Raw genomic sequence first — 9,709 nt, 5'->3', positions numbered from 1 at the left:
AGATCCGGGTAATACGTCAGATACGCCGCGCTCACACCCTCCAGCGCCGCCTCCCACGTCCCCTCGTCATGCCAGTCGAACGGCACCGCACCCGACCGCGAACCCACCCGCACCCCGTACCCACGCGCAGCCAGCCGGTCCGCCACCCGCCGACCCGTCTTCCCGGTACCACCGACCACCAGCACGACACCGGCATCCGTCGAAAGATCCACCACACCAGCCATCACGATCACCCTCATTCGAAGACACGGAGGAATCACAGGAGTCCGACCAGCCGTCGGCTTCGCTTGCGCCGATCGGTTCGTCGTCATGGCACCATTCAAATCCCCCCGGGTCGGGCGAACCATAGCCACCGCACTCAGCTCCATGCGCGAGCGTCTACACCGCTCACCAGCGGCGCTCCGCCCACCCACGGCTGCTGTCCTGCCCGCGGCCACGGCCCCCGGTCACCCACCACAACACACCCCACCACTGCCGGAAAGCGCTTTCCAGCACCCCTCGACCCCTCCTCGACCGCATTCGGGAACGGCCGCGAATTCCGGGCGGAATGGCCGGCCGGCGGAATCCGCGAAAAGCGGCCGCGCACCGGCGGGGCGGGCACCGGCGGGACGGCAGGGTCACCGGCGGGACGAGCAAGGGGTCGGGCCGGACTGGGCAAGGGGACGGGCCGGACCGGGCGAGAGGGCGGGCGGCGCGACGGCGCCGCGGCCGAACGAAAAAGGCCGGGGCCGACGCCCTCAAGCGTCGACCCCGGCCCTGGTAGTAGCGGGGACAGGATTTGAACCTGCGACCTCTGGGTTATGAGCCCAGCGAGCTACCGAGCTGCTCCACCCCGCGTCGGTGAGACCACTCTATGCGACAGTCCGCCGAACACGAAATCGGTTTTCCGTGGCGCGTACGACATGGCCAGGACGGCGCGCCGACGGCGGTGCCGTTCCCGCGCTCGGCGCGGGACGCGTCCCGATCGATTCCCGGGCATCGTGTCGCCCCTCCCCGGCATCGTGTCGCCCCTCCCGGGAAAGGGGGCGGTCGGCCCATCGCACCCGAAGCAGCCTCCGGTCACCCGCACGCGCAACCCGGGCCCCGGACCGCCGGACCGCCCGTCGAGGGGCGCTACCGCGTCTCCACTTCACCTCCTCGACCGTCGACACAGCTGCACGTCAGGAGCGTGAGACAGCCGTGAGACAGCCGGCTGGGCCGGGCGGCGGCGCAGCGCGGCGACCTGACGCCCTTACAGTTCTGCCCTGACGCCGGGGAAGCGGCCTTCACAGGGTGCGCACGGCGGCACGCTCGGGAGTTCCGGTGCGGATCCGACGCCCGACCGGGCCGGATGTTTTCGATTCCGCCTGCATCCCGATCGGTTTCGCTGTTCGATGGACCTCTCCGCGAGCCGGATTCGGTGTCCGCATTCACGAGGTCGGTCGATCCCGAACCACGGCGTCCCGAGCCCGGCTCGGACCACCCGCCACTTCCACCGAGGAGAACTCCGCCGTGAGGCAACACCTTCCGCGCGCCGTCATGGGCATGCTGCTCGTGGCGCTCGTGCTCGCCGTCCTGCCCGGCGCCCGGGCCACCGCAGCGAGCTGGACCAGCCACTGCGCCGCCGGCGGCTTCTGCCTCTACGACCAGGACGGCGGCCAGGGCGCCGAACTCGCCAACGACCCCCGGGTCCCCGTCCAAGGCGTCGACCCCGCCTGGAACGACCGCGCCCGCTCGGTGGACAACCGGTCCCCCTACTGGGCCTGCCTCTACGCCGACGCCGGCTACGGCGGCACCGTCCAGGCCGTCCGCCCCGGCGGCCAGGCCACCCTCGCCGAGCTCGGCACCCACCTGGACGGCAAGGTCACCTCCTTCAAGGGCGCCAAGTCCAAGGCCGGCTGCTTCACCGGCTACGAGCGCTGCGAGACCGGGCGGCTCTGCCTGTTCGCGGAGGAGAGCGGCCGCGGCGCGATGACCTCTTTCACCGAGGACGAGGTCCGCGACTACGGCGCCGGGTGGAACGACCGGACGGTCTCGGTCTTCAACCACACCGCCAAGCACGCCTGCTTCTACCCCGAGAACGGGCTCACCGGCTCCTGGAGCGCCAACGGCTCCACCTACCGGGCCTTCGTCGTGCTCAGCGGCGACAGCACCTTCGTCCCCGCGCCGTACGCCGGGACGCTCAGCTCCGACCGTCTGGTCACCGCCGCCGGCGGCCGCCCCGCCACCGACTTCTGCTGACCCGGGAGCCCCACATGAAGCACACCCTCGTGCGGCGCGCCACCGCGCTGCGGACCGCCACCGCCCTCGGCCTGGCCGCCTCCGTCCTCGCCGTCCCGGGCAGCGGCCTGGCCGGCGCGGCGGACACCGGCATCGTCGTCGGCGGCATCACCCTCGCCCAGGCCTCCGCCACCACGCCGTTCCCCGGGATCACCCGCACCGTCTACCAGGACGCCGACCGGACGTGGACGGTCAACGTCATGGACATCGACCCGAGCCGGGCGCCGATCACCTTCGACGGCTCGATCGGCCAGGGCATGTACACCACGCAGACCGTCCAGGAGATGCTGGAGCAGACCACCGGGGTGAGCAGCCGGCGCCCCTACCTCGGGGTCAACGGCGGCTACTTCGACGACGGCGTGGTCCTGGACCCGGCGAACCGGATCTTCCTCGGCGACCTCGGCGGCACCTCGCTGAAGAACGGGCGGCTGCTCAGCGAGGCCGGCGGAGGCCGCTACGTCTACGACACCGTCACCGGCAAGGCCGTCGGGCTGCGCCCGGCCAACTCCGTGCTGATGCTGCAGAACGGCCGCCCGTACATCACCGAGCTCGCCACCGGGCTCAGCGTGCAGCTCTCCGACGACGGCGCCGTCAGCCGCAAGGTCGACGGCGTCAACCGGCTCCCCGGCCGGGCCGGTCACTGCCTGCGCAACACCGACCCCGCCAACACGGACGTGACGGTCGTCGGCGGTGTCTGCTTCGATCCGTCGGAGATCGTCGAGTTCACCCCCGAGTTCGGGGCGAGGACGCCGGCTCCCGACGTACTCAAGCAGACCGACACGACCACCGACGACGACCCGGGCGTCGAGGTGCTGTTCAACGCGGCGGGCGTGGCCACCGGCTGCTTCCGCCCCGGCGCCGCGCCCGGCGGCATCGTCTCCGACGCCCCGCGCGGCGGCCACGACGTGCCGCCCGGCGGGCGGGCCCTGGAGGGCACCGGCGACGGCGCGACCTGGCTCTGGGACAACGCCTGCGCCGGCAAGCCGGTCACCCTGCACACGGTGATCACCGACACCCGCTTCGGCGACACCCTCGCCGACACCTGGTTCGGCCGCGCCCCGGCCGGCGCCGTGGAGCAGCCGATCGACCCGGCGCTGTACGCGACCCCCGCCGGCGACGTCCTGATCCGCGACGCCTCGGTCGTCTACCAGCCGGCCGACGACACCGCCCGGGCCTGGCGCACCGCCGGCGGGGCGGACGGCTTCGGCCACCTCTTCTTCGTCACCGTCGAGGGGCAGAAGGGCGGCCCGGCGCCCCTCGCGTCCGGAGCCACCCGCAGCGAGTTCGCCCAGCTGCTCAAGGCGCTCAACCTGGTCGACGCGGTCAACCTGGACGGCGGCGGCTCGACCACCCTCAACCTGCGCGACCAGAACGGCAACGAGCCGCCCGTGACCACCACCACCGACTCCTCCCCCCGCCACGTCGCCGATACCGTCTACGCCGCCGTCGGCGGCTACGGCCTGGCCAGGTAGGCCCGCCCGGTCACCCGCACCGGCACACTGCGGCCCCCGTCCCCGGTCGAACCGGGGGCGGGGGCCGTTCGGCTGCCGCGCCGCTCCTCCGCCGTGCTACACCCCCGCCCAGCGGCGCAGCGCGGCGGTCGCCGCCGCGGCGTCGGCGGCGGGCAGCTGGGCGATCCGCACCGAGTGCGTGCCGCCCGGCACCTCGAAGAGGTAGGAGTCCCGCGAGCCGTCGCCGAGGCGGAACGGTTCGGCGACGGACGGGTCGGCGGCGCCGTTGACGAACATCAGGTGCTCGCCGCGGGTGCGGACCCAGCGGTCGACGTCGCGCATCGCCTGCGGCCGGTAGCGCATCGGGAGGTCCTGCGGGACAAAGGTGCGCGGCTCGGTGGCGCCGGGGTAGCGCAGCAGGCCGGCCAGGTGGGCCGTCTCGACCGGGAAGTAGCCGAGCTGGGTGCCCAGCTGGTAGAAGTACGGGACGAACTTCCCGGCCACCGCGTCGGCGTAGACGGGCAGTTGGGCGACGTCGGAGAGCCAGCCGTACAGGGCGTCGTCGGAGGCGTCCGCGGGCGGCACCGCCGGGCAGGCGGCCTGGCCGCGGCCCTGCCAGAACATGAACGGCGCGCGCAGGACGGCGATCTCGAAGGCCTTGTCGGCGCTCCCGACGAGCCGGAAGCCGTCGCCCCGGGAGTCCGCCCAGGCCTGGTACCGGGCGACGAGGGCGGTGCGGCGCTCCAGCAGGGCACGCTGCGCGGCCTGCAGGGCGGTGCGGCACTCGGGGGTGCCGACGGTGCGCAGGAAGTCCAGGTAGGCGGAGTCCTCGCGGTCGTCGACGTTGTTCGGCGCCGAGTAGGCGACCGAGCCGGCGACGTCCTGCGGGTAGAAGCGGCGGTGGTAGACGGTGGTCATGCCGCCCTTGCTGCCGCCGGTGGAGATCCACGGTGCCCGGTAGACGGCGCGCAGCGCCTCGATCACGTGGTGGTGGTCGGCGGCGGCCTGCCGGATGTCGAGGTCGTCCCAGTCGGCGGGGTCGGGCCGGGAGGTGCCGAAGAAGCGCTGCTCGGTGCTCACCTGGTTGCCGTCCAGCAGCTCGGCCGGCTCCGAGCGGTACTGGGCGGTGGAGACGTCGTAGCCGCTGGTGTAGAGCACCGTGGGGCGGTCGGTGCCGCGGTGCAGCAGGGTGAGCCGCTGGTCGAAGCCGCCCCGCTCGGGGTGGGCGTGGTCGGCGGGCTGGTGCAGCGTCAGGACGAAGAAGCGGAAGCCGGGTGCGGCGGGCTTCTCCTCCACGATCCTCAGGCCGGGCACGGCCTCGATGGCCGTCCGGATGTCGGCCGGTCCGGCCCCGGCCGCCGCGGCGGGCACCGCAGCCGTTCCGGCCAGCATCGCCACCGCCGCGGCCTGAGCCACCATCCGTCCGATTCGCCTGCGCATCATGGGTCTTCCCCCCGGTCGTCGTTGATCACCAGTCAACCGGGGCCGCGGCCTGCGCGGATCCCGCCCCCGAGGGTCGGCTTCTCCCTCCCGGGAGGGAGGCGGCGACCTCCGTCCCCCGTTCCGTCCTGTCCGCCCGTGGAAAACCGGTGGCCGCGGACCGGGCGACGGTGTTAACAATGTGACATGCTACAGGGCACTCACATCACCCTCCGGGCCCGGCACGAGGCCGACGTCCCGGTGCTCCAGACCGAGCTCCACGACGACGTGGCGACCCGTTCGCGGGCCGACTCCCGCCCCTGGCGGCCCCTCCCGCCGGGATCGGCGCAGTCGCCGTACGCCGTCACCGGGCCGTCCGACGAGGCGGCGTGCTTCTCCGTGGTCGACACGGCCTCCGGGGAGCTGGCCGGGGAGGCCCTCCTGTGGGGCATCGACGCCCACAACCGCAGCGCCCACCTGGGCCTCGCCCTGCGCCCGGGCCACCGCGGCCGCGGGTTCGCGACGGACGTCGTCCGGGTGCTGTGCCGGTACGGGTTCGTGGTGCTCGGCCTGCACCGGCTGCAGTTGGAGACGCTCGCGGACAACACGCCGATGATCAGGGCCGCGACCGGGGCCGGTTTCACCGCGGAGGGGCGGCTGCGCGGCGCGGCGTGGGCGTGCGGGGAGTTCGTGGACCAGGTGGTGCTCGGGCTGCTGGCCGAGGAGTGGCGGGCGTGAACCGGCCGATGCGGCCGCCCGCGGCAGACTGACCGCCCGTCCGCCGGGGGCCGGTGCCGGCCCGGGGCGCGTACGCCTCGGGCCGGCAGCGGCGGGGATCCCGCGGACGGGCGGCGGCGCTCAGGCGAGGGGGCGGCAGAGCAGCGCGTCCGGCACGCCGTAGTGGAGCCACTTCCAGGTGTAGGCGACGCCGGCGACGTACTCGTTGTCCGCGCACTGGCCCTTGTAGTGGCCCGGTGCCCAGTCGCTCGCGACCGAGCCGCCGGTGGCGGGGCGGTTGTCGCCGTGGTCGAACCAGACGTCGCGGCCGGTGGTGGGCAGCGGGCCGGCCGCGGGTGCGCACAGCAGGGCGGACATGGCGTCGCTGTGCACGCTGTAGCCGACGGCGAAGGTGCGGTCGGGGCACTGGAGCTTGTTGTAGCCGGACGCCCAGTCGCCGCCGGTGACGTACCGTTCGTCGGTGACGGTGACCCAGTCGCCGGTGCCCGTCGCGGGCTCGCCGGCGTCGGTGCACAGGCCCCGGCTGTCGCTGCGGCCGAGGGCGACCAGGCGTTGGCCGTCCGGGCAGTTGCCCTTGCGGTTGCCACTGCTCCAGTCCACCCCGGCCATCCGGCGGGAGACGTTCTGGTCGCCGTGGTCGAGGTCGAGCACGTTCCAGTGGTTCACCGGCGCCACCGGGCCGGTCAGTGCCGGGGCGCCGACCAGCTTGGTCCAGTCGGCGGCCCGCCAGTCGCCGGGGTCGGTCAGGCCGGTCCGCTTGCCCGCCGGGTCGTAGGAGAGCAGCGCCCAGGTGTCCAGCGGGCGGCCGGCGGTGTCGGCCCAGCCGACGAGCGGCCAGATGGCGAAGTCGGCGTCACGGGCGGCCAGGAGGTCGGTGAAGGTGTGCAGCCAGGCCTGTTCCTTGGCGTCGGTGGAGCCGCGTCCGCCCGCGCCGAACTCGCTGATCCACACCGGTGCGGTGAAGTGCTGCCCGGCCTGGGTGACGAACAGCGCCTCGTCGTCGACGACCTGGGCCAGCTGCTCGGGGGTGAAGTCCTCGTAGCGGGGGTCGCCGGTGGCTCCCGGGCCGCTGCCCGCGCCGGTGTTGGCCGGGCCGGTGTAGGCGTAGAAGTGCGCGGAGTACACCAACTTGCCCGAGTCGATCAGGGTGTTGGAGAGGTTGCGCACCGGGGTGAGCATCGGACGCCCGTGGCTGAAGATCGCGGCGGGGATGCCGTACCAGTTGATGCCCTCCATGATGACGAGCATGTCCGGGTCGGCCTGCAGGATCCGGTTGCCGGCCTCCTCGAAGGCGGCGTACTCGTCGTGGGCGTCGCCCATGCCCCAGTTGGGGTCGTCCCAGGTGTCGCGGCGGACCTCGTTGCGCAGGTCGGCGCCCACCACCCGCTTGTTCGCCCGGTAGCGGTTCACCAGGAACACCCAGTCGTCCTCCCACGCCTGGGTCGACTGCCCGCTGTTCCAGCGCTCGTTGCCGTCCAGGCCGCAGCAGAAGCGGTAGCCGGTGGTGTGGTTGTTGAGGACGACCGCGAAGCCGTCGGCGGTGAGCGCGGCGACCACGGCGTCGTACACCTGCAGCGGGGTGCGGCCGCGCAGCTGGGGGTTGGCGGCGACGGCGGAGTCCGGTACGGCGGCGGTGTCGTGGATCATCGCGTTCGCGAACGGCAGCCGGATGCTGTTGAGGCCGAGGCCGTGGAAGTCGGCCATGAGGCGTTCCAGCGGCACCCGGTCCAGGCCCAGCGGGATGTTGTGCGAGACCTGCCCGGCCTGGTTGTTCGCGGGGTCGTCGGTGCTCCCGCTGCCCTCCCAGGTGCCCTGGGCTCCGGCCCAGTTGGCGGACTTCAGCTTGAAGCGGGCGCCGTTCGCGTCGACGATGTAGCGCCCGCGGGTGCTGAGCGGTCCGGTCCAGGACGCGGCCAGTTCGGGGCCGGTCTGCACACCTGCCTGGGCGGCCTGCGCACCTGCCTGGGCGGTCTGCGCGCCGGCCTGGGCGGCGGCTCCTCCTCGGGGCGCGGCGGCGGCGGCGCCCGCCGGCACGGCGGCGAGCAGGGGCAGGCACGCGGCCGCGGCGAGCAGGCGCGTTCCGAGTCTCTTCATGGTCATCCCGGGTGAGGTGAGGGTGGCGCGGAATTGACGGGGACCGACCATACGCCGCGGATGTGACTGCCGGGTAGCCCGCGGTCGAACGGGCCACCCGGCTTCGGCGTCGTTACCGCAGGACGCCGTGCACGGCCTCCGGGTCGGTCGGCGCCAGGCCGGTGACCGGGGCGGTCGCGGGCGCGGCCTTGGCGGCGGCCGGGGGCGGCGTCACGTACACCGGGTCCGGATCGGCCTCGGGCGCACAGGTCTTGGCGATCCGTCCCTTGCCCTGGGGCAGGCTGCCGTCGCGCAGGTAGGCGGTGAAGGTGTCGTCCAGGCAGGCGTTGCCGTGGAAGAGGATCTCGTGGAAGCTGCCGCCGTTCTGGACGACCAGCTTGGAGCCGGGCAGCGCGTCGTGCATGGCGAGCCCGCCCTCGTACGGCGTGGCGGCGTCCTCGGTGGCCTGGAAGAGCAGGACGGGGGGCAGGCCCTTGCCGGTGATCTTCAGCCGGCCCGCCGGGTTGCCCTGGTACGGCCAGAACATGCACGCGGCGTTGTACCACATGTTGTTGTAGGTGTAGAAGGGCGCGACGGCGTTCACCTTCGCCTGGTCCTTCTTCCAGACCTCCCAGTCGCGCGGCCAGGCGTTCTCGGTGCACTGCGCCGCGTTGTACGCCGGGAAGGTGCCGTCGTCGGCGCCCGGGGCGGCGTACCGGTTGTACGCGATGGCCAGCGGACGGGTGTCGTGCTGGGTGAGGTAGGCGGAGAGCACGGTCGCCATCCGGGGCCAGCGCAGGAAGTTGTAGCCGCCGCCGTAGAAGGTGTCCTCGAACTCGGCGGGGCCGATCCGGCCGGGCGCGGGGGCGGCCTCCACCGGGTCCTTGCGCAGGGCGTCCTCGACCTGGCCGTACGCCCGCTCGACGGCGGCGGCGTCGGTGCCCAGGTGGTAGACGGAGTCGGCCTTGGCGGTCCAGGCCGCGAAGGCCTCGAAGCGGCGCTGGTGTTCCTTGTCCTGCAGGATGTTGTGGTCGTACCAGCTGATGGTCGGTCCGACGATGCTGTCCAGCACCATCCGGCGCACGTGCGAGGGGAACAGCTGGCCGTAGGTGGAACCCAGCGAGGTTCCCCAGGAGCCGCCGTAGAAGTTGATCTTCGGGACGCCGAGCGCCCGGCGGATGCTGTCCATGTCGCGGGCGTTGTCGACGGTGGTCATGTGCGGCAGCAGCCAGGACCAGTCCGCCGCGCAGTCGGCGGCGTAGCCGGCCGCCTTCTTCAGCCACGCCTTCGACGTGCCCTGGCTCACCTGGTAGTCGGGGCGCTCGGCGTCGAAGTAGTGGGCGTCGCAGACCACATGGGGGTCGCTGCCGTTGGTGCCGCGCGGGTCGAAGCCGATCCAGTCGTAGGTCGAGGCGACGTCCGCCGGGAGCTTGGAGGCGATGGACACCGGCATCCAGAGCCCGGAGTCACCGGGGCCGCCGGGGTTGAGCAGGATCGGCCCCTGCTGCTTCTCCCGGGGCGCGGTGGCCGGGAGGCGGTTCAGCTTGACGGCGATCTTCCGCCCGTGCGGGTCGGCGTAGTCCACCGGCACGTCGAGCATCGCGCACTGCAGCGCGGGGGTGGTGGCGTCGTTGCAGGAGCTCCAGACCAGCGCACCCTGGCCGGTGTCGGCCAGGTCGGTGGCGTCGGGTCCGGCGGCGGAGGCGGAGGTTCCGCCGAGGGCGGCGACGGCCGTGAGGGCCGCGAGCAGGGCGAGGGGTTTTCTCATG

Annotated in this window: 6 protein-coding genes, 1 tRNA gene and 1 pseudogene; 3 read left to right on the top strand and 5 right to left on the bottom strand. The window is 73.2% G+C overall.

The genetic code is table 11. The features are described from left to right. Together ACIRST_RS10910 and ACIRST_RS10905 are read right to left on the bottom strand one after the other, a co-directional pair. A pseudogene (locus tag ACIRST_RS10910) lies at positions 1 to 224 on the bottom strand (NmrA family transcriptional regulator); the annotation flags it as partial. A gap of 539 nt (positions 225 to 763) precedes the next feature. Next, a tRNA-Met gene (locus tag ACIRST_RS10905) sits at positions 764 to 837 on the bottom strand. Positions 838 to 1,491: 654 nt separating this feature from the next. On the opposite strand from ACIRST_RS10905, the gene ACIRST_RS10900 reads away from it, so the two are divergent. Then, positions 1,492 to 2,220 (top strand): peptidase inhibitor family I36 protein, encoded by a 729-nt coding sequence (locus tag ACIRST_RS10900; protein WP_402801635.1) that lies wholly within the window; start codon positions 1,492 to 1,494, stop codon positions 2,218 to 2,220. Positions 2,221 to 2,234: 14 nt separating this feature from the next. Then, positions 2,235 to 3,731 carry a phosphodiester glycosidase family protein gene (locus ACIRST_RS10895; RefSeq protein WP_402801633.1) on the top strand — a complete coding sequence of 499 codons (1,497 nt, stop codon included), beginning with the start codon at positions 2,235 to 2,237 and terminating at the stop codon, positions 3,729 to 3,731. A gap of 96 nt (positions 3,732 to 3,827) precedes the next feature. On the opposite strand, the gene ACIRST_RS10890 is transcribed toward ACIRST_RS10895, so the two are convergent. Continuing rightward, positions 3,828 to 5,129, bottom strand: coding sequence for a S28 family serine protease (locus ACIRST_RS10890; protein WP_402801631.1), 1,302 nt, complete (start codon positions 5,127 to 5,129; stop codon positions 3,828 to 3,830). Between the two features lie 207 nt (positions 5,130 to 5,336). On the opposite strand from ACIRST_RS10890, the gene ACIRST_RS10885 reads away from it, so the two are divergent. Further along, positions 5,337 to 5,867, top strand: a complete 531-nt coding sequence (locus ACIRST_RS10885) for a GNAT family protein (protein WP_350523042.1) — start codon at positions 5,337 to 5,339, stop codon at positions 5,865 to 5,867. 120 nt (positions 5,868 to 5,987) lie between these two features. Here ACIRST_RS10885 and ACIRST_RS10880 read toward each other — a convergent pair whose 3' ends face one another. After that, complete coding sequence (locus ACIRST_RS10880; RefSeq protein ID WP_402801628.1) at positions 5,988 to 7,967, bottom strand: glycoside hydrolase family 5 protein; 1,980 nt, start codon at positions 7,965 to 7,967, stop codon at positions 5,988 to 5,990. 106 nt (positions 7,968 to 8,073) lie between these two features. Next, positions 8,074 to 9,708, bottom strand: a complete 1,635-nt coding sequence (locus ACIRST_RS10875; protein WP_402801625.1) for an alpha/beta hydrolase — start codon at positions 9,706 to 9,708, stop codon at positions 8,074 to 8,076. Position 9,709 lies beyond the last annotated feature (1 nt).

This window comes from Kitasatospora sp. NPDC101447 (genome assembly GCF_044767225.1).
Lineage (GTDB): Bacteria > Actinomycetota > Actinomycetes > Streptomycetales > Streptomycetaceae > Kitasatospora.
This window is presented reverse-complemented; position numbering and strand designations above follow the sequence as displayed.

Excerpts from the sequence above, each read along its gene's own strand:
- ACIRST_RS10880 (WP_402801628.1), bottom strand. The coding sequence starts at position 7,967 with ATGACCATGAAGAGACTCGGAACGCGCCTGCTCGCCGCGGCCGCGTGC.
- ACIRST_RS10890 (WP_402801631.1), bottom strand. The coding sequence starts at position 5,129 with ATGGTGGCTCAGGCCGCGGCGGTGGCGATGCTGGCCGGAACGGCTGCG.
- ACIRST_RS10885 (WP_350523042.1), top strand. The coding sequence starts at position 5,337 with ATGCTACAGGGCACTCACATCACCCTCCGGGCCCGGCACGAGGCCGAC.
- ACIRST_RS10875 (WP_402801625.1), bottom strand. The coding sequence starts at position 9,708 with ATGAGAAAACCCCTCGCCCTGCTCGCGGCCCTCACGGCCGTCGCCGCC.
- ACIRST_RS10895 (WP_402801633.1), top strand. The coding sequence starts at position 2,235 with ATGAAGCACACCCTCGTGCGGCGCGCCACCGCGCTGCGGACCGCCACC.